Below are 23327 nucleotides of genomic sequence, written 5' to 3'. Positions count from 1 at the left end.
TTAATAAACATATCTATTTACACACTACAGTGCTCAGTTAAAAAGCTATAGTAAAATTCCGATTTTATAAAACTGTTTAGATTAAATGGCGTTGTCTCTTCTCAACGTTCATAGATGAAATCAACAAGAGCATAAAAAACTATCGTGGGCTGCTTGATTTTAAAGAACATGACCTCTAGGTGTGAAGAAAGATGGGCTAAGTATTTCTAAAGATGCCCTACTTGCTCTAAAGGTGAAATATGTGGGATTGGGCTGTTATGCCGAGCTTGCCACAAATCATGCTTTTGTTGCAATTTAAGCCAGAATTCCGCATCATTTAAACCCGCTTTTTCTAACCGTAAAGCTAAGTTAATACTAATCGCCGCATGGCAGTTTAAGACGCGGGATAAAGTTAAACGTGCAACGCCAAGACGATTTGCAGCTTCTGTTACTGTTAACCCTAATTCATCAAGCAATTCTTCTTTCAAAATGCCGCCAGGGTGTGGAGGATTGTACATCATAATAACACCTCAAAACTCAATGGTAATCTTGATAATCAACCAGTTCAACGTCTGTCCCAATGAAACGAAAAGTAACACGCCAATTTCCATTGACACGCATTGACCAGTAACCTTTTAAATCGCCCGTAAGCGCATGTAGACGATACGATTTAAGAGTAACTTGTTCAGGCGCGGATATTGTATCTAAAATTACTAAAATGTTTGCTAATTTTTTAGCATGCGCGGGTTGTATGCCTTTGCAGACTCCTCTTTCAAAGAATAATTTCAACCCTTTATGCTTAAAACTAACGATTGCCATATATACCCTCTTGATACTTGATACTATACACCATGCATTTATGTCAATTGATTATTTATCAAAGAGCATATTAAACATAATTTTATATGTTAAAAAACAATAATATCATTTTGAAATAATTGAAAAAATATGCAAATCATGCTAGGATTTTGTATGTATTAAAATACAAATTTAAGGTAAGAAAAAACATGCTAAATAAAGTGATGTTAATCGGGCGTTTAGGTGCTGATCCCGAAAGCAAAACAATGAATTCTGGAACAGAAGTAGTCAATTTTCGTATGGCAACTTCTGAGAGCTATACAGATAAAAATACTCATCAAAAAGTAGAGAAAACTGAATGGCATTCAGTTGTGATTTTTAATCCACATTTGGCAAAAATTGCACTTCAATATCTCAACAAAGGTTCAAAAGTTTACGTAGAAGGAAAATTACAGACACGCAAATGGCAAGATAAAAATGGGCATGACCGTTACACAACAGAGATTATTTTACCGCAATTCAAAGGCGAGTTAAAGCTCTTAGACGGAAAAAATAACGATAATCAAGAGCCATTATCTTCTTATGACAGAAGTTTCCAGCAACCTCTTGATACGCCTCATACTGTTATAAATGATGAGGTTCCTTTTTGATGTTAATGAGTCAATCCAATTCTTTGCAAATAATTATACAGAATAATATGCTTATGCAACAAGCGTTGTTAGGGAATAAGGGTAATGATGTACCTGCTACTGATTTTGAAATAGCAATAATCATTGTATTTATGTTGACATTGGTTGTATTCGTTTGGGGGCTGGCTAATGATAAAATAAAGATAAGTGTATTAACTATAATTATAGGTCTCTCTTTATCCACGTGGTTATTTATTTTGGATAAAGAAACATGTTTAGCATCAGATGAAATTGGGCAAGATATTAGACAGACATTTGGGGGTATAAGTGAAAAAAAATAAAAAGAAAGATGCTTACATTTCACAAGTGAAAGTACGTCAAGATCCTGTTAATCAATTGGCAATTGAAATGCGTGCTAAACGCTTTGGTTTGACTATTGAAGAGGCTAAAAATCCGCTTGCTGGTACTTATGTTGGGCGGCTGTGTTTGCAAGGTGTGCTTACTCAAGACCAGTATGATGCTGCACAAAAATATCTTGAAGTGAAAAATGACTATTTGTGTGCAAAAGGTTTACCAAGCGCTGTTTATGATGAAATACCATCATCTTCTGATGACAAAGCAAGAGAAAAATGGGTTGAATTTGCAACAGGACAGTTTTCTAATATGCAAGAGGCGATAAAAGAAACACAACATCTCTATAGACAGTATAATCTTTATGCAGCAATACAATATATTGTTGTCGAAGACCGAACATTAGCACATCTTGTGAATTCATTGCGGGTCGCTCTTAACGCGCTTCATAAATATTTTGACAGAAAAACTAAATGGTAAATGTTTTATTGTTCTTTTTCCATACAATATGGAAAGTTATTGAAGGATAAGTTCTAGAGAGAGCATTTTATGTATATAACAAAATTACGTAAAGTTAGAGGGTCAGTTATGCTCTCTATACCGCCGGCATTGCTTGATGTTCTTCATCTTTCTGAAAACACGCAAGTGGGTTTGGTTGTTGACAATGGACGCTTAATTGTAAAGCCACAGGTATCGCCAAATGACACTCTTGAAGAATTGTTAGCACAATGTAACCCTTCAGATGATTTTGCGGATGATGATATGGAGTGGTTTGATGCCAAGCCTGTTGACAGAGAGCTCTTGTAATGAAGAGCGGGAAAGAGAATTGCGTTATGACGATATCTATTCGATTGCCTAGTGAACCCTATGATAAGGAGCTTGTCGTGTTAGTTTTGGCTGTTGGACATAGAAAAAATATATGTAAAGGCTAAGGAAAATCTTTTATAAAATATTTTGATTCTTAATCAAGGATTAAAAGGAGTAATACCGCGCAACTAATTAGAGCAGTTGTTAATAAAAAGAAATAAGCAGGAATTTTCAATTTAAAGCGCCAAAGTAAGTTAATGATGATGGACATTATACTAATAAATATGAATATTCCTGTTATAATGATGAATATAATGATGAAATCATCAAATGTTATGCGCCTCTGAGGTTTTTCATAATCAGAAACAGTGGAAAACGAAATGTTATATTGATTAATTCCACTATCTGATAAAATCTTGTTTGGGTGCTGTTCTACTACGTATTGCTTTTGCAAAACTTTAATTTTTTCATGTAAATTTTCATCAGTATTAGAAGACTTGTAATGAGTAAGAATCTGTTCACTGTTAGCATAATCAGAAAGAAAAAGCCCACTGATCACTATGATTAATAAGTAAATTATTTTTTTTGCTGATAAGTAATTCATTATTTCTTTTGTGGTTGGAGTTTAAGTATATATTAAAGATTAGGGAAAACGCTTAATAAATATTTTGATCGTTAGACAATTTTCCAAATAAATTTGATCAACGCTACCAGCGCTATAAGACAAATTAATATCAATGCTATAATCGCTACGATTCCTACAATTTTATCTAAATTTTCTATTATAGTAATAAAAATACCAATAAAAATTAACACTCCTAAAAATGCTATTCCTATTACAGGATAAAATACAAAAGCTGCCGACCCAGCCGCCCAAGCCGCTGTTTGGAATTGGAGGGACAAGAGCTCATAAAATGCGCTGTCAATATTTTCATCTTTTAAACTTAGCTTTTCTTCTCTTGCACATGCACTTAGTATCAAAAGATACGATACAAATGCTACAAATATTGGTACAATTAATTTATCTTGTTGTTGATTGTCTAATCCGAAGGGATTAAAAGCAAGTATCATAAGACTAATTATAGCAAAGAACGGTAAAAACAAAATTAGTGTAAATGTCTTTTTAATTCTGCATAAAGCAGCTTTTTTGAAAAATAACATTAATTCCCCCCCACTTTTTGCTAATCAATAATTTAGTGCTTCCGTATAATTGATTCGTTGAGATAATACAATTGTGAGTTATTGGGTGCTAAAGACACTAGATTTAGGTGAAAAAAATAAAAAATACACAATATCGTGATTTTTTTTGTTGACAGGATATGAAAAATAGTGTTTTATGGCGCTGCTGTACTAGTCGAATTGTGTCTAGAATTACGGTAAAGGTATAACCTTTCTTATAAGTTTATATGATTGTTCAGAACCCTGCTTTTGCGGGGTTTTTTTATTGTCTTGTTTACAAAAAGAAACACACATGAAAACCACTGAAAAACTTGCAAAAAGAACGCCCCCAAAGGCAGGTCAAGGGCGGGTAAAAGGTGTGCCAAATAAAACGACACGTATTTTGAAAGAAGCAGTGCTTAAGGCAGCAGAGCGCGCTGGTAAGAAATATGGTGATGATGGTTTGGTCTCTTATCTAGAAAAACAGGCAATCAAATGCCCCGCTGCTTATTTGGCATTGTTGGGGAAGATTTTGCCTCTTCAAGTGACAGGGGAAGATGGCGGGGCGATTAAGATGATAACGCGTGTGGAAATCGCGCCTTTAGTTCATGACAACACGACAGATTAATATTGTTCCAAAGCTTATACCGATTTTTACAGATAAGGCTTTGGTGCGTGCGGCTTGGGGTGGACGAGGGTCTGGAAAGACAAGATCATTTGCCTTGATGGCTGCTTTAAAAGGCTATCAATTTGGTAGGGAAGGAATATCAGGCACTATTCTTTGTGCACGTCAGTTTCAGAATTCTTTGGCAGAAAGTTCATTGGAGGAGATTAAACGCGCCATTGAAGCGCACGACTTTTTAAAGGACTATTACAAGGTTGGGGAGTCGTCGATTAAGTCGATAGATGGTCGTATAGCCTTTCAGTTTTCTGGTCTGGACCGGAATATAGCTAGTATCAAGTCTATGGGGCGTATTTTGCTTTGTTGGGTTGATGAGGCAGAGCCCGTTACAGAGACGGCTTGGCAGACGCTTATACCGACGTTGCGAGAAGAAGGAGAGGGATGGCGGGCAGAATTATGGGTGACATGGAACCCGTTGCGAGAGAATGCCCCCGTTGAGAAGCGGTTTCGCTTTTCAGACAATGCGGCAATTAAGCGTGTTGAGATCAACTGGTCAGACAACCCGAAGTTTCCCAAGATTTTGAATGAAGCGCGATTGGATGATCTGAGAAACCGTCCAGAGACCTATAAGCATATCTGGGAAGGGGATTATCTGAAAGCGGTTCAAGGCGCTTATTATCAAAAGGAAATGTTGGCAGCCGAGCAGGAGGGGCGGATAGGGCGCGTTGCTCGTGACCCCTTGATGCAAATACGTGCTTTTTGGGACATTGGGGGTACGGGCGCCAAGGCAGATGCAACAGCGATATGGATAGCACAGTTTGTGGGGCGAGAGATCAGAGTGCTTAATTATTACGAAGCACAGGGACAGCCGTTATCCGAACATATCGGTTGGTTACGTCAAAATGGTTATGAGAAGGCATTGATGGTTCTCCCCCATGACGGTGCGACCAGAGACCGTGTGCACAATGTGAGTTTTGAGAGTGCTTTAAATGATGCGGGCTTTGAAACACAGGTTGTTCCTAATCAAGGGGCTGGTGCGGTTAAGATGCGTATAGAGGCGGTGCGGCGTATTTTTCCTTCTGTTTGGTTTAATGAAGAGATGACGGTAGCAGGGCGCAAAGCACTGAATTGGTATCATGAGAAATGGGATGAGAAGCGCGGCATTGGTTTGGGTGCAGAGCATGATTGGTCGAGCCATGGGGCGGATGCCTTTGGTTTAATGTGCATTGTCTATGAAGCACCCAGTGTCAAACCCAAGCAAGAGCGTTATTGCACTATGGAAAGAGAAGCGGCATCATGGATGGCATTCTAGATCAAGACTTTCAAAAAACGACAATCCTTGATGAATATGAAATCTATAAGCGTTTAAAGTCTTGGTATGCAGAAGATATTGAACATGTTAATGAATGGCGTGAACAGGCGCGTGAAGATTTTGATTTTTATAATGGTCGTCAATGGGCAGAGGAAGATCTTGCGGTTTTAAAAGAGCAACGCCGTCCTGTCATGACTTTTAACCGCATTGCACCCCTTGTGAATGCTATTGTTGGAGCGGAGCGTAATAATAAGCGCGAAGTACAGTTTCAACCACGGCAAATGGGAGCAGCAATACCCAATGAATTGCTTACTGGAGCAGCAGAATGGTTTCGTGATGAGGCGGAGGCGGAATATGCCGATTCCGATGCTTTTCAGGATATGGTCATTTGCGGTATGGGCTGGACAGATACGCGGCTTGATTATGATACAGATCCCGAAGGGATACCTGCTGTTCAACGTTTAGATCCCTTAAAAATGGTTTGGGATGCCAATGCTGTAAGACCAAATCTCATTGACGCACAGCGTATGTGGTATGTTGATCGCAAATCCGTTGAGGATGCTAAAAGTCTTTTTCCTGATGTTGCTGTTGAAGATCTTAACGCCGATTGGGCTATCGATAGTACAACCGCTTCTGAGGATTCTCATGTGTCGCTTGATGCGTATCAAGATGACTCCAATGCGACTTCTCTCTCAGATCCGTATTCTGGGAAACGCTATGTTACGCTGGTTGAATGCCGTTGGTTTGAATATGAGACCACTTACAAGGCGCCTGATCTTCAAACCGGACAGATGCGCAACTATAGCAAACAGGAGTTTGAACAGCTTCAAAGGGTAATGCCACAATTACAAGGGGTGTGTTTTAATAAAAAAGTGGTGAGACGCGCTTTTCTGGGACGACGTCTTTTAGCAAAGCCCGATAAGCCATTAGCACCTGATGGGCAACTTGGGTGGGAGTGTATCACGGGCACGCTGGATAAGCTTAAAAACCAGTTTTACGGGATTGTTCGCCCCGCAAAAGATCCACAAAAATGGTCGAATAAATATTTTAGCCAAGTGATGTATATCCTTAATAGCCAGTCTAAGGGCGGCTTGATGGCAGAACGAGGCGCTTTCGATGATGATCGCCAAGCCATGGAAAGCTGGGCGCGAACGGATACGATTACTTGGGTTAAAAATGGCGCGCTTACAGGAGGGAAAATTCAACCAAAGCCAAGTGCACAATTTCCCAATGGATTTTTCCAGCTGTTTAATGAATCGCGTGAAGCGATAACGCATGTAACAGGGTTATCGGCTGAGTTTATCGGAACACGGGAGGTCAACCAAGCCAATGTGCTGGAAAATACACGCCGGCAATCAACGCTTAATTTGCTTGCGGGGCTGTTTGATAATCTCAAGCTTTATCGGTGTAGGCAGGGAAAGATTATCCTTTATCTTATCCAGAATTATCTCTCTGATGGGCGTTTGGTGCGTATTTCTGGACAAGAGAATGCGCAGTATGTTCCATTAACACGTGAAGCTGTCACAACGCTTGAATACGACATTATTGTTGATGATTCACCGACAAGCCCCAATGAAAAAGAGAAAACTTTTGCGACAATTACGCAGATGTTGCCATTGCTTGGTGGGTTCTTAACACCGGAGATGATTCCAGATCTTTTAAAGCTTTCCCCACTACCGGCAACATTGGTAGCAAATTTAACGGCAAAAGCACAGCAGGCACAACAAGAACAACAGCAACAGCAGATGATGCAACAAAGCCAAGGGGCGCAATTAACTCCAGAGCAACAAGCAAAGATTGCTGTTTTACAGCAAGAAGCGCAAGAAAAGAGCACACTCTATCAACTTGATGCGCAGCAGAAACAAGCGGCATTGCAGCAGAAAAATATCGAACTTTTCTTGAAACAAGAACAAGCGCGCATGCAGCTCGAACTTCAACAGGCAAAAAATGAAATAGCGCAGCGTGATTTAGAACGCAAAGCTTTACAGACACAGTTGGAACACTATCGAGTTTTGACAAAAAATATAATAGCACATTGAAGGGACAGAATATGGAAGAAGAGTTTACGCCTGAAGAACAAGCAATCTATGATGAACATTTTGCCAGTGATAATGCTGTTGAGTTGGTCGAGCCAGAACAAGTTGAGGAAGTTTTTGATGCAGAGGAAAGTTCTGAACAGCCAGCTGTAGAACCACTTCAAGAGCAGCCAAATTCTGATGTAATAGAATCTGATAAACTAGAGCAAGAGCGGCAAGCACGACAAAAGGCAGAACAAAGCGTCATTGAAGCGCGTGAATTGGCTATTGAACTTGCGCAAAAATATGCCGCAATGCAGGAAGAAATCACGCGCCGCCGTGAGGAAAATATTCCCTCCCTAGAAGACGACCCAAAAGCACATTTTGCATGGCTTAGTCATAAGGTACAAGAACAACAGAAATTGCTTGATGAGTTTTCTCATATGAGAGAGAGCCAAGAGCGCATGAGTCAAGAGGAATATGAACGCCAAAAGTTGGGGGATTATTTCGAGGAAGCTAAAGCGCAAGTACAAGATAAATATCCAGATTTAGACAGTATCACGGACTATCTCTATGAAAGAGCAGACAGTGTCTTACAAGCGCAAGCAAGCCTTTATCCGCAATGGAAAGATCCAGAGGCACGGCAACAACAAATTGGTGCTGAATTGCGCCAAATATGCCAGCAGTGTCAGAAAGCCGGTATAAACCCAATTGAGGTGCTGGTGCAAAAAGCAAAAGCTTTTGGCTATAGTGGAGCGCCCGTTAAGGACGAAGTAGGAGCCCTTCAAGAGCGCTCTCAAGCAGCGCGGACACTTACAGCGCGCGGCGGACAAGTTCCAACAGGCGGTATGGATGTGAGAACGCTCTTTTCCATGCCAGAAGCCGAATTTGCTGTATGGGTTGAGAAAAATCCCGAAAAATTTGAACAAATTATGAGCAGAGCGTGAGATGTGCGTGGTGACGCAACAGAGAGAACCAAGTGATTGTTATCGTTTGGGGGTGCCGCAAGGCGAGTTTTAAAAACCAAGAAAGGCATTGATTGAAATGGCAGTAACACAGGTAAATCTTAATGACCCATTAGCCGTTGGCGTTTGGGCTAAGATGCTAAACACAGAAACTTCAAAAGCGTTGCCCATTGCACCGCTGATGGGAAAAGGAAAAAACAGCATTATTCAAGTATTGGATATGCTAGGAAAATCCGCTGGTGACTCTGTGACGAGCGGATTAAGAGTCCAACTTATGGGGGATGGCGTTAGCGAGGGACAAACGCTGGAAGGCAATGAAGAAGCACTCCAATTTATGAATGAAACGGTGCGTATTAACGAGCTTTCTCATGCTGTACGCGTAAAATATGAAGGCACCATTGATCAACAACGTGTTTTATTTAATTTACGAACAGAAGCAAAGGATGGGCTTGTTGATTGGTATGCAGATCGCTTAAGTTTGATGTTCTTCATTCAGGCAGCAGGTTATACAGCACCATGGATTCACTTCGAAGGACGCACCATAACCCTTAAACCCGTACATTATGGCTTTAATGCTCCATTAGAGCCAAGCAAATTGCGTATTATTCGCCCAGCTAAGAAAAAGACTGATGAAGAACTTACAAAAGACGATGTTTTTACATTAGATCTTATAGATCAGGCTGTTGAACGCGCTAAACTTGCTAATCCACGTTTGCGCCCTGTTCGTGTTGATGGAAAATCGGCATATGTGATGTATCTCCACCCAACACAGGTGACCCAATTGCGTACCAATACAAAGAGCGGGCAATGGTTAGACATTACCAAGGCAGCTTATGATGGCTCTGGAGCTAAGAACCCAATTTTTAATGGTTCTTTGGGGATGTATAACGGTGTCATTTTGCGTGAAGCTGAACATGTCCCCAATGGTATCAATTCAAAGACACAAGAGCCTGTAACATCTGTTCGCCGTGCTGTGTTGCTTGGTGCGCAAAGTGTTATCATGGCTTATGGGCGCGTTGGCAATGGAGCAACAGGAGGCGATGGGAAAGGGGGAACACGCTATAAACTTGTTGAAGAACTGTTTGATTATCAACGTGAATTTGGGGTTGCAGCTAAAACCATTATCGGCATGAAAAAATCACGCTATACCTTGCCGCATTCTGATCAAGGGGGGCAGGATTTTGGTACGATTGTTATCCCTTCTTTTGCCGAAGCAAGCTAATTATTAAAGGATGACAATTATGGCAGAAAAATCGCTAATTACACAGGAACCTGATGAAATCGTTGAAACCATTGAGACTATTGGCATGACAGATGAGGGATTGCCACCTGTTTTGCAGGGACGCAACAACTCTACGCAGCAGGTTAGTTTTTTACGGGCGTGTGTTAAATGTACAGACCAAGGGTTGATAACGAAAATTGGCGTTCTACCCCGAGGGGCTTTTATCAAAAGCATTACAGCTTATACTATGGAGGATTTTGAAGATGTAAAAGCTACATTTGGAAAAGAGCCTCATGGTAATGATTATGGAGATGTATGGCTTCGGCAATCTACCGATGGCAATGTGTACATACCCATGGAGGAACGAGATGTTCCATTAGAGGCTGAAAATACGATTTACATGACACGAGACAAGAAAAGCACCAAAGGTGATGCTGAGGTGATTGTTGAGTTTTACACTAATCGTTAAAGGCAAGGGGGCGTTTATTGCTTGCGTCCCCCTCCTATACAAGATGCCCCAATACATTTGGAAGAGGCTGATATGACAATAATAGTACAGACAGGTGGTCCGATTGGAGACAAACAGACCATTGCTCCTTGGGATAAAAATTTTATCCAGATGTTAAACGATATTCAGGATGAAATAGATGATCAAACAGATGAGTATGTTGATCAAGTGCAAAGGGCGATATTTTCGGCTATTCGCTTTTGTGAACGATTGCCTTTTTATTTCAATGAAAGCCGCGAAGTTGTTTTTACCACTCTAAAGGGCAAAAGCCGTTATGGCGCAGAGGAAAATCCAGTTATTCCGGCTGCTGTTCGCATTGTTGATGCTTACGTTTATGAAGATAATCACAGCAAAGCAAAGCTTTTGCAGGTAGATCCTCTTGTTATTGAGAATCTTGAGGATGATTGTAGCCATGGCATGCCTACACGCTATGCTTATTTTGAACAAAAGCTTGTCTTGTATCCAACACCAGAGCGCGTTTATTCTATCAGGCTTATTCTTGACCCTGTAAGAATAAAAGATATTGAGAGTGCACAAGAAGCGTCCATATGGTTTTTAGAAGCCTATGAACTGATCAAAACGCGTGCAAAATATGAAATTTATACCAATATTATTAAAGAACCACAGATGGCAGCGGCAGCTTTTGCCATGTTTCAAGAGCAACTCGATGCGCTTCAAATTGAAACATCACGGCGCAAGAATTTGTTAAAAATTCAACACACGGATTTCTGATGACCTTTATTCCTATTGCTGAGTATAGACCAGATGTTGCATTTATTAATAGTGGTTATTCTAGTGAGATCGTGAACGTTTTACCTGCACCAAATTCGTATATTCCGTTTCCCATTGTGGCGCCGGTCTCAGATCCTTTTCCGGATGTGATTTTGGGGGTCTATGCGGTGCGCTCATTGGGTGGTGTGCGCATCATTGTGGGGGCACCAACAAAACTTTATGAATATGACAACAGCACGCGCGGCTGGAAAGACATTAGCAAACCTCACACACAATATCACGCCAATGAGACTGCACTTTGGTCTTTTGCCTCCTTTGGTGATCATATCATTGCTGTTAATAGCAATGACCCACCACAAATGCTTTCGTTAAAAACGGATGAAAGGTTTTGTGATTTGAGTGGTAATCCCCCGCGTGCTGGACTTGTGCGTGTGTGGGGTGATTTTGTTTGCCTGATGCAATTAACAGATAAGCCAAACCGTGTTCAGTGGTCCGGTTTGAATGATGCGACACATTGGACGGTTGGGGAGAAAAGTTGCGATTATCAAGATTTTCCCGATGGAGAATATGTTCAAGGGTCTACGGAATCAACAAATCCACTTATTTTCATGCGCTCAGCCATTTATCATGCAACCTTTGTACCAGGCTCTAAAATTATATTCAGTTTTGCAAAAATAAAAGACAAAATAGGTGCGAAAAGCAGCACAGCAATTGCAAGCCGTGGAGACTGTACTTTCTTTGTCTCTGATGATGGTTTTTATCAAATCAACAGTGCTGGTGAAATGCTCCCTATAGGCTTTGGTAAAGTCGATAAAACCATCTTCACACTTTACAATAACTTTGCCATTGATGAGATGAGGGCATGTATTGATCCGGTCTATTCTCGTGTTTATTTTTCTATCAATGATAACACTGAAGGGATGCATATTTATGTTTATGATTGGCTTTTGCAAATATGGAGTGTCATTAAGGGGCAAAACCTTCTCTTATTTCCCCTTTTTGCAGCCGGTTATACATTAGAAGGCTTAGACGAAGTACAAGAGAGCTTGAAAGATTTACCAGCTTCTCTTGATAGTAAGATGTGGCAAAATGGTGCGCCTGTTTTGGGAGCCTTTACGCCAGACAACACATTTGGTTTTTTTGCAGGTCCTCCGATGGAAGCAGTTATTGCTTCACAAATTGTGGGGGATACGGGCAGGCAAATCAACTTGATGAGTGAGGCTTTTGTTCAAGCGGATACAACAAAAGGTTTTTTAAGTGTTGGGGCGGCTTTTATCATTGATAACAAGAACCAATTAAATTGGGCTAAAGAGCGTTATGCCGGCTATAATATTGGGATGTATAATATCCGCTCACGGGCGCGTTATCACGCTTTGCGTCTGAGAATACCAGAAGGCACGCCATGGACACATATAACAGGCTTTGATGTAACGCTGAAACCCGTGGGCATAAGATGAGTTTTAAGATCTATAATACAGAAAAATGGAGCGCTGAACAAATGGCGCCCTATTTTGATAATGTCATAAAATCGATAGCTTACTTTAATCAAAAATTCCCTGATGATTATAATACAGAGACCATTTTAAACGATATTTTGAAGGGAGAAAAAGTTCTTTGGATTATCGTTGATGCGCATGAAAACTTTATGGCGCATGTCACAACACAGTTACAAGAACTCGTCACTGGAGCATTAAGGGCGGTTGTTGTCACGCTTGGTGGAAAGGGAGGAGCACCCTTAACAAAGCTTATCACTCAGATTGAAGCTTATTACAAGGAAAAAGGGGCAGAAGAGCTTGTCATCATAGGCAGGCGAGGGTGGGAAAAATCTCTTAAAACGCATGGATATCTCGTTAATCTTTTAGAATATAGAAAGCAGCTTTAACATGGGAAAAAGTTCTAAACCAATCCAGAATACCCAAAACACGACGCAAACAAATGAACCCCCTGCATGGGCAAAAGGTATTTTTGAACACGCAGCTCAAGATGCCATGACTTTTTATAACCAAGGCAGCGGAAAAGCCGTTTATGACGGGCAGCGTGTTGCGGATTTAAGTGATCAAACAAAGAATGCGATTAATGGGCTTAGCAATAATACGCATAACTATGATAACAACACTTTAAATGGATTAGCCACAGGGCAAAATTCAACAAGCCAAAACTTAAAGAACATGGCTTCAGGGCAACAAATAGGCAATAACCCTTACTTTAATGAAGCACTTCAAAACGCATTAAATAAAGCAACAAGCTCTATTAATAGTTCATTGGCAGGTGCTGGGCGTTATGGTTCGGGTGCGCATACCGGCGTTTTGGCTGATGAATTGGGGGGCATAGCAACACAAGCTTTATCACAGCAATATAACCAAGATGTCAACAACATGATGAATGCCAATGGTCTCATTGACCAAGCAAACCAAAATCAGTTGGCGGGCGCCAATAACTTCTTTCAAGGTCAAGGTCAGGCAAATCTTAATGCGTTGACGGGAGGGAGTGTGCTTGATGCCAATCATCAACGGCAATTGGATGAAGAGCGGCAAAAATGGGAACAGCAGAACAATCTTGATTGGGACCAGTTAAGTAAGTTGCTTACAGCTGGTGGAGCTGTTGCTGGAAATTATGGAACGCGAACAGGACAAATGACGACATTGACTCCACAGCCAAAACCTAATCCGTGGGAGATTGTTGGAAATGTTGGAACTATCCTTGGTACTTTTGCTGGGCTTAGTGATATCAGAGCAAAAGAAAACATCAGAGAAGCTGGGCAGAGAAATGGCTATAAACTCTATGAATACAACTACAAGGGGCACCCAGAGCGCTATCGCGGGGTGATGGCACAGGATGTTTTGAAGTCAAAGCCAGAAGCTGTTTTCTTGCATAAGGCGACAGGCTTTTTGCATGTGGATTATGGCAAGCTTGGCTTTGAGATGGAAAGGGTGCAGTGATGTTTTGGCGAGAAGAATTAAATGCATTAGAGCGTGAAAAAGCTTATAGAAAGCGTAAAGCGTTGGAACTTGCTGCTTTTAGCACAAACTCTTTTGATGTGAGCAATGGGGATAATACTCCACAAAAATTGAGTCCTACAGAGCTTATTCGTGGTTCTCAAGCAGGGACAGAACAAGCTGGGAAAAAAACGCCAGCAGAATTGATTATGTCTACAGATGATTTAAAGCGCCAAATGCCTCCATTGCCGGATGTTTCAAAGGATACTGTTAAGGTACAAGAGGCGCCAGAGCAACAAAAGTATGACTTCTCAGATCAGGGAGGTGTTGCATCAATGATTCCTCAATCTCCACTTGTTGGGAACATTGATCAGTCTAGTGGGGATGAAGCTGGGCGACAGCAAAAAAATGTGATGGATTATATTGCTCAACTTAATGAGAAATCTATAGCGGAAAACTCTTTGAAAAATGATTCTGGAAATGATGAGGAAAAGCTTTTTGATGCACCTATAGAAGAAGAAAAACATTTGAATGCACACTTACCAGAAGAGGAGCATTTAAAAGCAAGTGGTGATCTTGAACAAAAAACAGATTATATCAAGTCACTTGATAACTTTGTTCAGACAGGAGCAAATCCAAGTAGCTTATGGGAGCGTTTTAGAAAATCAGAATTTTCCGAGCATTTAATGGATTTTTTTGCAGGGCTTGCGTTAGGAAAGACACCACAAGAAAGTTTTTCAAATGCATCTATCCTTATGCGGCAGGGCAACAAGGAACGCGCACAATATAAACAAACTTTGCAATTTTTACGCTCTAAAGGGTATAGCGATGAAGATGCGCAAGCACTCACGCAATATCCAGATCTTGCCATGAAAATCATAGGCAACACGTTAAGCCCTCAAGAAGGCTATAGAACATTGACAGCGGAAGAAAAGGCAGAGCAGGGATTGCCTGAGGATATGACTTTCCAAGTCTCAACAAGCACAGGGAAAATTATACCTGTCCAAGGAGGACAGCGTTCCACTGCTTCTGGATTAGGGGGGAATACCGATGGCATGCTGTCAAAGCCTGAATCAGGTTATATGTATGTTAAGGATGAAAATGCACTTGGTGGCATACGTGCGGTGCCAATTGCAGGCAGTGGTTCAGAACATAAATTAATTCAAGAACAGAAGGAGGAGGAGCGTAAAAACCAACAAATGCAAATGCGAATTCTGGAAACAGCAGACAGGTCAAATCGTATACTCTCAGCATCTAAAGAATTGCTAAAAACTATTGAGGAACACCCGCATGTTGTTGGTTTCACTGGTCCTATAATGTCGTTCCTTCCTAATTCTAAGGCAAAAGATTTTGGGCATATGCTCGATTCATTGAAGGCAAGTATCGGGCTTGATGCCTTGAGAAAAGCAAAAGCATTTTCACCAAATGGCGCATCTGGCTTTGGGAATTTGTCTAATATGGAATTGCAAGCATTGCAAAACTCTGTAGCGGCGTTGTATCAAGATCTTTCTGCAGAGCAAATGAAGAAATCTTTAAAAACAGTTATTGACACTTTCAATAAATCCAATGCAGCAACGCGCGCAATTCTTTTTGGTGGTGCAGAAGCAACAAACGAGCTCGTTCGAGCCGCCTATGGGCAAGATGCTTATAAGGGAAATCATGCACAGTCAAATGATCCACTAGAAAAACAGATAGAAGCATTGCCGGAAGGCATGTTGTTCGTTGATAGAGATGGACGCATTAAGGAGAAACAAACCAATGGCTGAAGTAATCCCCCCTCTTATTAATCGTAAAAACACAAGAGTCATTGGGCATATAAGTGACTATACACCAGAACAGCTTCAAGAGCTTTTCGCGAAGAATAAGGAAAGGCTAAGTGGTTCTGTTACAGGAAATAATGGTGCAACAGAGGAAGATGGTCCACATCCAAGTGCAGCGGGTGCTTTTGGATGGGGAGCTCTTCATGGGTTAACTATGGGGTATGATGATGAAATAGCTGGAGTATTCGCTTCGGGACCTCTGGGACCTATTAATTATTGGATGGGAGATGAAGAAGCAGTTAAAAAATATAATGAAGTGACAAAGCGATGGCGTGATTATCAAAGAGCGGCGAACCGAGATCATTTTTATGCATCTCTTGCGGGGAATTTAACGGGTGCTGCGGCACCCGTAATTGCTTCTGCCCTCTTTCCACCCGCGGCAGGGGCTACTGCTGCTGCTCGTGCGGCAATTGGGGCTGATGTTGTGCTGGGAGGTAGAGCTGGTGTTGCAGGAGCACAAATAACCAGTAAAGCTTTAGCAGCAGGAGAAAGGGCGGTGCAATCTGCTTTAGCAGAGGGTGCGGAACGGGCAGCGGCAAAAGCTGCAGGTGAAGCAGCAATGAAAGCAGTAGCAAGTAAAGAGGCAGCAAAATTTAGCTTGGGGCGTGCAGCAAAAACTGGAGCCATTTATGGTGGAATAGCAGGCAGTGGTGAAGGGGAAGGGCTTGCAGATACTCTAGTGTCTGCTGGGTTAGGTGCAGGGCTAGGCGTTGCAACACCATTTGTGGCACATTCTGCTTTAAAGGTTACACCTTTTGTTACAAAACCATTCAAAGTAACGGCTTCTGGTGTTAAGAAAACATCTGCTGTTGTCAAAAAAACAGCTGAGAAATTGTTTGGTAAAACTGAACCAATAACACAAGGTGTAGAAAAAGAAGCATTTCAGATAAGCGATAGAGCGCTTAGGGATGTAAGCCAAACTTTAGGGGATGAAGGTGTTGATAAACTTGAAAGGGCATTAAAACAGCGAGGTCCTGATTCAATGATTATTGATCTTCATGATGAGCTTGCTACAAGAGCTTTTAAGGCAGCAAAAAAAGATTCTGATACATATTCGCTCATAAGTAATCGTTTGGGAGCTAGACAAGATGCGAGTGCACTGCGGGTAAAGGATGCGTTGACAGATGTGATGGGTCCAAAAGTAGATACGCTTAATTTAAAGCAAGAGATTATCAAACAAGCACAGAAAAAGGCTGAACCATTTTATGAGAGGGCGAAAGCTTCTCCCATTTCTAATGCTGTTCGTGAAGATTTATCGCGGTTGCAAGAAACTCCTGCCTTCCAAAAAGCCTATAAAAAAGCAATTGCGCAAATGCCAAATGAAGCGGATGCAACAGTTATAGGGAGCAATGGATATCCAAAGCTGAATATGCGAATTTTACATAAGATGAAAGAGGTTTTGGATGATCAAATTAATTCTGCGCGCATCAAAGGAAAACAAGGATATGCGCGAGATTTGACTCTGTTCAAACAACGCATTCTGGACGTTTTGGATACGTCCTCTCCAGATTATGCTAAAGCACGGAAAATTTATTATGACGAGCGTACTATTGGTGATGCCCTCGAGCAGGGAGAGCAAGCACTGAAGAAGAGCGTTAATCTCGACACAATCAACAGTCAACTTTCGGATTTTGGGTTGATGGAAAAAGAGGCTTTTCAAAAAGGTATACGGTCGAAACTAGAACATGCGGCAGGCAATGCACAGAATTTTGACCACAATCTTTTGAGTTTGTTTGACACGCAAAATGGTCAAGAAAAGTTGCAGCGTATTTTTGGCGAGGATAAAGCCAAGCAACTTATGAAAGTGTTGCAGCCAGAAGTGGAAAGAACAAAGCTTTTTGCACGCTTGCCAAACCATATGGGTGAAGTGGAAGAGAGGGGGGCACAACAGACTATGGGTATAGGAAAGATTGCTTTCATCAAGGCAGTTGTAAAAAATTTCGCAAGAGAATTTGGACGCAAATTCTCAAGCGTCCATAAAGATACTGAGAGAGATATTGCAGCGCTTATAACAGCGCGGGAAAAAGGAGATTTTGGGTTAGCAAGAGAAAAAGCCGTTGAACTAATTAAGACGTTTCATGAAGCAGAAAAGAAACGCTTAATAACACGAGAAAATTATACGAAATTCATTAATTTTGTTGGCATTATTTTGAATAGCAGCGTTGATAGAACGGTTATAAACTAATGATCAATTTTCATCCCAAAGTGAAGCGTGCCATTTCACAGGCAGCACAAAAATATGGTTTACCAGAAAGCTTTCTTGAACGTGTTGCTATGATAGAAAGTAATGGTAATCCAAATGCAAGAAATAAGAACAGCAGTGCAGGGGGGCTGTATCAATTTCTCGATTCAACAGCAAAACACTATCAACTGAATAATAAGTTTGATCCCTTTCAAGCAACCGATGCTATGGCACGGTTAACGAAGGATAATACGCGTTATTTAGTCACAGCATTAGGCAGAGAGCCATCAGAGGCAGAGCTTTACCTCGCACACCAACAAGGACCAGCAGGGGCAGTAAAACTTATCAAAAATCCACATATTCCAGCAAGCCAGCTTTTAGGTCGACAGGCAGTCACACTCAACGGTGGCAACATGGAAGCTACAGCAGGGGATTTTATGAATCATATTTATGGGCTTTATAATAAAACGGGAGATGCTTTGAAGAGAACGATACAGCAAAACCAAAGCAATGGACAAGCAGCACCAAACGAGGAGGGTCCTTTGTGTGGGTTTGAGAGGCTTCAAAAGACACTTCAAGGTAATCAAGTGGGTCAAGGTAATCAAGGGGGCAACCAATTGATGGCATATGACACGCCATTTCCAAACAGAATGATGGCACCTGAAAGCAGAGACAATTTAACAGGACAGATTATGGAAACCACACCATTGCAAGCACAAGGTATTGATGCAGGTGCTCTTAAAAAGGGCTTTTCCGGTTTGCTTCATTTAATGAGAGAGAATGGAGAACGACAAAAACAGCAGGCACAGATGGTACAGCAACAAATGTTACAGCAACCAGTCATGGCGGGTTTCTCACAATCGACTGGGGGACCGACAGATTTAACACCTCTTATTGATCCCTCTAGGCGGCAATCTGTTAGTTCCTATGGGCGGCAAAAAGAAGAGCAATTGCGCGAAGAGCTATTAAGAAGAACGGGGGCTTATCATGTCTGATATTTATGACTGGTCACTCACAGCTGATCAAAATGCCAATTCCGATAGTATCATTAATTGGGCAGAAGGGCAGCCGCCTAGTTCTGTTAATGATAGTGCGCGGGTCATGATGCAGCGTATACGTGAATATCTTGCCGATAATGGTGGTTCTCTTGACTCAAAGTTTATTGTGAATGGAAAGGAACAAACAACATCAATCACGTTGACGACGGTTTCGCCAATAGCAAAATATAAAAACGATATCATTATTCGCTTTAAGGCGCGTGGTATAAATATTGGTACGACAACAATAAACATGAATAATATAGGAGCAAAGCCACTCTATAAAGCCACCAGCACGGGGATAGTACCATTGACAGGTGGTGAGTTACAAACAAATGGTATTTATGAAATAGTCTATAATGATGGCGCATTAACAAAAGGTCTTGAGGGCTGGTATCTTTTAAATCCTACTCCCATTCCACCACCGAAGGTTGAAACCTTTCCTTGTGGTTTTATTGCGACCTTTGCTATGCAAGAAGTCCCAAACGGCTGGCTTTTATGTGATGGCGCTACTTATGAACGCAAAGATTATCCGCAATTATTCAAGGCGATAGGGGATAAATGGGGAAAAAACAGTGATACAACCTTTAAAGTTCCAGATTTTAGAGGAGTGTTTTTGCGCGGCTTTGATAATGGTCGCGGTTTAGACAGAAGTAGACAATTTGCCGATATACAGCAAGATTGCCTTAAATCGCATACACATATTTGTAGTGTTGAATCGGCGGGACAGCATACACACGAGTTTCAGTATAATGGAGTGGGATGGAGTGCCAATGATATTGGTAGAAGAAACCCCTCTTATCACTATCAAACCCTTTCAGGGATAACAGAACCTGCTGGAGTGCATACGCACAAGGTAACACTTTCTTCAACGGGTGAGGCAGAAACGCGCCCTATTAATGTACCGGTTGTTTATGCCATAAAATCATAAGGTTTTCAAATGATCAATAATCCGTCTGCTATTGATGATATTGCGGACGCGGAGCAAATCCGCGTCCTTTTTTATGCAAGCAATAGAATGGTTCATGCACCCTTAAATAAGGTACTTGATCTTGTCAAAAGCGACATACAGCATGATCTTTTAAGCGCTTTGGCAGAATATAAAGAAGCAACAGATAAACGCATAGAGATCATGCAAAAACTTATTGATGAATTACAGTCTCTCATCCCCAAAAATCTCAAAAACAGACTTACTAAGGAATGAAACGCGATGCCATTACCCTATCATACGCACATATTTAAGCTTGAACCAGCAACAAAGAAAGAAGTCAAAGAAGGTATTTTAAATAGTAAGGCTCTTGCACCTGTTTCAGTAGGAAGTGCAGCAGCTTATCAGGTAGAATATTTTGCAACAGCTGCTCAAGGGAAAAAGGCTGATGATGCTGTTGCAAAGAGAGATATTGGAGCTCTTGCTTACAAAGATAAGGTCACAATCCACGATATTGAAGCAAGTGGTGAAGCTCGTGAGAATGCGATTTTATCAGGCGCTGGCTGGGTAAAAATATCGCCTTTAGGGATTGGCGATATGAAGGCTGCTACATATGATCCCGATAATGTGGGGGCAAATGTATTTTCTATGGAAAATATGAACGAGGGTCCTACAAAAAAGATCTTAACCACAGAGGAAAGATCAAAACTACGATGGTTGAGTGCTACCCAACCAACAATAGAAAAGTGGCATAAGGGAAGTGAAGGTGTTTATTATCCCATATCTCCGGTAGATCTCAAAAATACCATTAGTTATTTTGTAGGATTAAAGTCTGTTGGTATGTCAAGATTAGTCTATGATCCAGATAAAATAGCAAAAGATGCCTTTGATATGGAGAATATGAAAGAGGGGAATACGCATCTTATTTTAACCCCTCAAGAACGTGCACAGGTTGCAAAAATTGATAAAATTGAAGATGTGGCACAGCACGCACAAGAAAGTGCACAACAAGGGCTTTATGCAGCAAGTGAGGCAAGGAGTATAGGGAGTGCTGCATTCAATACAGCGAAAGATGCGCAAGATCACGCTGTAGATGCGAAAAATACCGCTGAGTCCGCACAAAAAACAGGAGACAGGGCACAAGCTGTGGCAAGTGTCGCACAAGAAACAGCGGATAGTGTACAGAAAAAAGTTGATCTCATTCAACCTCTTGCAAAAAAAGACTGGATTGATGGCATAAAGACAGTGGATGCACTTATCTCACCAGCCAAACTGATGGCTTCAATCAAAGCAAATAGTAGCAATAGCAGCGGCGCTGGTAGCGGCAACAATGGTGGCGGGGTTAGAAAACCTGTTGAAATTCTGATGACAGAAAGCGGAGATATTCCATTGCCTGATGGTATTACTGCTGACACCGATATCGAAGTATGGGCTTGGGGCGGTGGAGGTGGTGGCGTTAAGGATGGTGGCGGCGGCGGCGGTCAATGTGTGCATGTTAAAATGAAAGGTTCTGATTTAGATAAATTAAAAACAGCTTACATTGGTCGTGGTGGTAAAGGCAATGACAGTAACATTTTGTGCAATGGTGGTAGAACAATGATCAAAGGGCTTGTTACAGCAGAAGGAGGATATTCCGTTTCCATGACTCTCGTTAACTTTGGAGGGAAAGGTGGCGATGGAGGAGGAAACAGAGAGGGCATCAGTGGTGAGAGTTTTATTTTTTCTGGTGGGAATGGTGGAGGAAGTGGAGTCGACGGCAAGAGAGCTGGTACCGGTGGAAGTTCGTTTCTTGGCGGCGGCGGCGGTGGTGGTGGTCAATGCAAGGGTTCTATCATGGGGCAAGGTGGTGAGAGTTACAAAGGTGGTAACGGTGGTAGAGGTGGTAAAGAATGCGGCGGCGGCGGCGGTGGATATTTTGATGGGAAACACGGAAGCGACAAAATTGGCGGCGACGGTGGTGACGGAGCAGTACTCATAAAGGTATATTTATAAGGTGAATTGAACAATGGCACGGAAAATAAGTAAAGACTGTTTATACTGTTTAAAAAAGTGGGAAGGTTTGCGCTTGCAGGCTTATCAAGATACTTCTGGCATATGGACGATTGGTTATGGTCATACGAAAAAAGCCGGTCAACCAACAGTTGTTGAGGGTATGGTGATTACGGAAAAAAAAGCCGAAACCATGCTTTTAGCAGATTTGCGGCAATATGAGAGGGCGGTAGAAAAAGCAGTTTGTGTGAATTTAAGCGACGAGCAGTTCGGTGCTCTTGTTTCCTTTTGTTATAATGTGGGTATTGCAGCTTTCCAAAACTCTACACTGCTTAAAAGGCTTAATCGGGGGGATTATGAAGCCGTTCCCTTCGAATTACAAAAGTGGACTAAAGCGGGAGGCAAACGTTTACAAGGTCTTGTACACCGGCGTGTAGCAGAGGCAGGGTTGTGGGCGAAAGGGGCTTATGTTTCTTCTAATTATCAAACAGTAGAATCCAAAGAGCCAACAGGGTTTCTCAAAGCAGAAGCATTGGCACCGATTATTGGTTCTTTTTCAGGTCTTGGTGGGTTTTTAGTGGGCAATGGACCCATTCAATGGGCTTTAGCCGCCATTATGGTTTTAGCCGCATGTACTGGCATTTTCTTTGTTGCTAAACGCTTTCAGGAGCACCGCCTATGATCTTATGGATGAAAAGAAACTTGATGGTAACAGGTGCGGCTTTAGCCGCTTTTTTTATTGCCTTAGCAAGAGCTTTTACTCTTGGTAAAAAAGCAGAGCAACAAAAGCAAACAGAAAAAGCTTTAAAAGCAGCCACAACACGGCTGGAGGTGGAAAGTGAAGTTAATCAAAAAAGTGATGCTGATGTGCATGCTGCTCTCTCTGACTGGTTGCGCAACAAATAAATATGCTTCTTCTTGTGTTGGTTGGTTACCTATTTATTTAAGCCGGCAAGATCTGAACGCCATCAGTTCAAACTTAGCAAGAGAGATCTTAAAGCACAATAATCTAGGTGAACGCTTGTGTGGGTGGAAACATGGTTAGAAAAAAATCCAAAAAACACACAGAGCTTACAGAATCAGAAAAAGAAATGCTTCAAGAAATGATCATCACCTATCAAAGCGTGAAAATGATGTCTCGCTTGATGAAGTGGATAGCATTTTTTCTTTTTTTGTTTATCCTTGATTTTGCACGCCTCATGGATGCGCTAGATAATGTCATTGCACATTTAAAGCAGTGGTTCTCAAAAAATTAAAAAAACCATTATAGTAAAAAATCAGTTAACGAAAGCCTGAGAATTTCTGCTAGAATCACGAGAGAGCTTCTTTTTTAATAG

At 41.4% G+C, this 23327-nt stretch carries 27 protein-coding genes; 24 read left to right on the top strand and 3 right to left on the bottom strand.

All coding sequences use genetic code 11. From position 1 onward, the window contains the following. Positions 1–206 precede the first annotated feature (206 nt). Both ACFIJZ_RS01995 and ACFIJZ_RS01990 read right to left on the bottom strand, forming a co-directional pair. Positions 207–500, bottom strand: coding sequence for a HigA family addiction module antitoxin (locus ACFIJZ_RS01995; protein WP_004856691.1), 294 nt, complete (start codon positions 498–500; stop codon positions 207–209). Positions 501–516: 16 nt separating this feature from the next. After that, complete coding sequence (locus ACFIJZ_RS01990; RefSeq protein ID WP_252619286.1) at positions 517–798, bottom strand: type II toxin-antitoxin system RelE/ParE family toxin; 282 nt, start codon at positions 796–798, stop codon at positions 517–519. A gap of 188 nt (positions 799–986) precedes the next feature. Here ACFIJZ_RS01990 and ssb point away from each other — a divergent pair, with 188 nt between their 5' ends. The 4 genes from ssb (at position 987) to ACFIJZ_RS01970 (ending at position 2564) form a co-directional block, all read left to right on the top strand. Beyond that, a complete protein-coding gene (ssb, locus tag ACFIJZ_RS01985) occupies positions 987–1427 on the top strand; it encodes a single-stranded DNA-binding protein (protein ID WP_375630890.1) in 441 nt (146 codons plus the stop codon). Further along, positions 1427–1747: a hypothetical protein gene (locus ACFIJZ_RS01980; protein ID WP_375630889.1), complete on the top strand. Its 321-nt coding sequence runs from the start codon at positions 1427–1429 to the stop codon at positions 1745–1747. Before ssb ends, ACFIJZ_RS01980 begins: the two co-directional genes overlap by 1 nt. Further along, the gene (locus ACFIJZ_RS01975; RefSeq protein ID WP_375630888.1) at positions 1734–2237 is read left to right on the top strand and encodes a hypothetical protein; all 504 of its coding nucleotides are present in this window, start codon (positions 1734–1736) and stop codon (positions 2235–2237) included. Before ACFIJZ_RS01980 ends, ACFIJZ_RS01975 begins: the two co-directional genes overlap by 14 nt. A gap of 69 nt (positions 2238–2306) precedes the next feature. Beyond that, entirely contained in the window at positions 2307–2564 is a 258-nt protein-coding gene (locus tag ACFIJZ_RS01970) for an AbrB/MazE/SpoVT family DNA-binding domain-containing protein (RefSeq protein WP_375630887.1), read from the top strand. A 675-nt stretch (positions 2565–3239) separates the two neighbouring features. Here the strand turns inward: ACFIJZ_RS01970 and ACFIJZ_RS01965 are convergent. Continuing rightward, positions 3240–3725: a hypothetical protein gene (locus ACFIJZ_RS01965; RefSeq protein ID WP_375630886.1), complete on the bottom strand. Its 486-nt coding sequence runs from the start codon at positions 3723–3725 to the stop codon at positions 3240–3242. A gap of 310 nt (positions 3726–4035) precedes the next feature. Between ACFIJZ_RS01965 and ACFIJZ_RS01960 the strand changes: the two genes are divergently transcribed. The 20 genes from ACFIJZ_RS01960 (at position 4036) to ACFIJZ_RS01865 (ending at position 23246) form a co-directional block, all read left to right on the top strand. After that, positions 4036–4350, top strand: a complete 315-nt coding sequence (locus ACFIJZ_RS01960) for a hypothetical protein (RefSeq protein ID WP_273724397.1) — start codon at positions 4036–4038, stop codon at positions 4348–4350. Further along, positions 4331–5656, top strand: coding sequence for a PBSX family phage terminase large subunit (locus ACFIJZ_RS01955; protein ID WP_375630885.1), 1326 nt, complete (start codon positions 4331–4333; stop codon positions 5654–5656). The genes ACFIJZ_RS01960 and ACFIJZ_RS01955 overlap by 20 nt, the downstream gene beginning before the upstream one ends. After that, positions 5641–7695 carry a portal protein gene (locus ACFIJZ_RS01950; protein WP_375630884.1) on the top strand — a complete coding sequence of 685 codons (2055 nt, stop codon included), beginning with the start codon at positions 5641–5643 and terminating at the stop codon, positions 7693–7695. The genes ACFIJZ_RS01955 and ACFIJZ_RS01950 overlap by 16 nt, the downstream gene beginning before the upstream one ends. 11 nt (positions 7696–7706) lie before the next feature. Beyond that, entirely contained in the window at positions 7707–8618 is a 912-nt protein-coding gene (locus ACFIJZ_RS01945) for a hypothetical protein (protein WP_375630883.1), read from the top strand. Positions 8619–8715: 97 nt separating this feature from the next. Beyond that, positions 8716–9858 (top strand): N4-gp56 family major capsid protein, encoded by a 1143-nt coding sequence (locus ACFIJZ_RS01940; protein WP_375630882.1) that lies wholly within the window; start codon positions 8716–8718, stop codon positions 9856–9858. 19 nt (positions 9859–9877) lie between these two features. Next, on the top strand, positions 9878–10327 hold the full coding sequence (locus tag ACFIJZ_RS01935; protein ID WP_375630881.1) for a hypothetical protein: 450 nt from the start codon (positions 9878–9880) through the stop codon (positions 10325–10327). Positions 10328–10399: 72 nt separating this feature from the next. Further along, a complete protein-coding gene (locus tag ACFIJZ_RS01930) occupies positions 10400–11098 on the top strand; it encodes a hypothetical protein (RefSeq protein ID WP_375612494.1) in 699 nt (232 codons plus the stop codon). Beyond that, positions 11098–12555 carry a hypothetical protein gene (locus tag ACFIJZ_RS01925; protein WP_375630880.1) on the top strand — a complete coding sequence of 486 codons (1458 nt, stop codon included), beginning with the start codon at positions 11098–11100 and terminating at the stop codon, positions 12553–12555. The genes ACFIJZ_RS01930 and ACFIJZ_RS01925 overlap by 1 nt, the downstream gene beginning before the upstream one ends. Positions 12556–12596: 41 nt before the next feature. After that, on the top strand, positions 12597–12980 hold the full coding sequence (locus tag ACFIJZ_RS01920; protein ID WP_375630893.1) for a hypothetical protein: 384 nt from the start codon (positions 12597–12599) through the stop codon (positions 12978–12980). A gap of 1 nt (position 12981) precedes the next feature. Next, positions 12982–14037, top strand: a complete 1056-nt coding sequence (locus ACFIJZ_RS01915) for a tail fiber domain-containing protein (protein ID WP_375630879.1) — start codon at positions 12982–12984, stop codon at positions 14035–14037. After that, positions 14037–15800: a hypothetical protein gene (locus tag ACFIJZ_RS01910; RefSeq protein ID WP_375630878.1), complete on the top strand. Its 1764-nt coding sequence runs from the start codon at positions 14037–14039 to the stop codon at positions 15798–15800. Before ACFIJZ_RS01915 ends, ACFIJZ_RS01910 begins: the two co-directional genes overlap by 1 nt. Beyond that, positions 15793–18039, top strand: a complete 2247-nt coding sequence (locus tag ACFIJZ_RS01905; protein WP_375630877.1) for a hypothetical protein — start codon at positions 15793–15795, stop codon at positions 18037–18039. The genes ACFIJZ_RS01910 and ACFIJZ_RS01905 overlap by 8 nt, the downstream gene beginning before the upstream one ends. Then, positions 18039–19031: a transglycosylase SLT domain-containing protein gene (locus tag ACFIJZ_RS01900; protein WP_375630876.1), complete on the top strand. Its 993-nt coding sequence runs from the start codon at positions 18039–18041 to the stop codon at positions 19029–19031. Before ACFIJZ_RS01905 ends, ACFIJZ_RS01900 begins: the two co-directional genes overlap by 1 nt. Beyond that, positions 19024–20004 (top strand): phage tail protein, encoded by a 981-nt coding sequence (locus ACFIJZ_RS01895; RefSeq protein WP_375630875.1) that lies wholly within the window; start codon positions 19024–19026, stop codon positions 20002–20004. Before ACFIJZ_RS01900 ends, ACFIJZ_RS01895 begins: the two co-directional genes overlap by 8 nt. Positions 20005–20013: 9 nt before the next feature. Further along, positions 20014–20277, top strand: a complete 264-nt coding sequence (locus ACFIJZ_RS01890; RefSeq protein ID WP_375630874.1) for a hypothetical protein — start codon at positions 20014–20016, stop codon at positions 20275–20277. Between the two features lie 6 nt (positions 20278–20283). After that, positions 20284–21993, top strand: coding sequence for a hypothetical protein (locus ACFIJZ_RS01885; RefSeq protein WP_375630873.1), 1710 nt, complete (start codon positions 20284–20286; stop codon positions 21991–21993). Positions 21994–22006: 13 nt separating this feature from the next. Then, positions 22007–22672 carry a lysozyme gene (locus ACFIJZ_RS01880; RefSeq protein WP_375630872.1) on the top strand — a complete coding sequence of 222 codons (666 nt, stop codon included), beginning with the start codon at positions 22007–22009 and terminating at the stop codon, positions 22670–22672. Then, entirely contained in the window at positions 22669–22896 is a 228-nt protein-coding gene (locus ACFIJZ_RS01875) for a hypothetical protein (protein ID WP_375630871.1), read from the top strand. Before ACFIJZ_RS01880 ends, ACFIJZ_RS01875 begins: the two co-directional genes overlap by 4 nt. Next, complete coding sequence (locus ACFIJZ_RS01870; protein ID WP_375630870.1) at positions 22829–23035, top strand: hypothetical protein; 207 nt, start codon at positions 22829–22831, stop codon at positions 23033–23035. The genes ACFIJZ_RS01875 and ACFIJZ_RS01870 overlap by 68 nt, the downstream gene beginning before the upstream one ends. Further along, on the top strand, positions 23028–23246 hold the full coding sequence (locus ACFIJZ_RS01865) for a hypothetical protein (RefSeq protein WP_375630869.1): 219 nt from the start codon (positions 23028–23030) through the stop codon (positions 23244–23246). The genes ACFIJZ_RS01870 and ACFIJZ_RS01865 overlap by 8 nt, the downstream gene beginning before the upstream one ends. Positions 23247–23327 lie beyond the last annotated feature (81 nt).

Source organism: Bartonella sp. CL70QHWL (genome assembly GCF_042194855.1).
GTDB lineage: Bacteria > Pseudomonadota > Alphaproteobacteria > Rhizobiales > Rhizobiaceae > Bartonella.
This window is presented reverse-complemented; position numbering and strand designations above follow the sequence as displayed.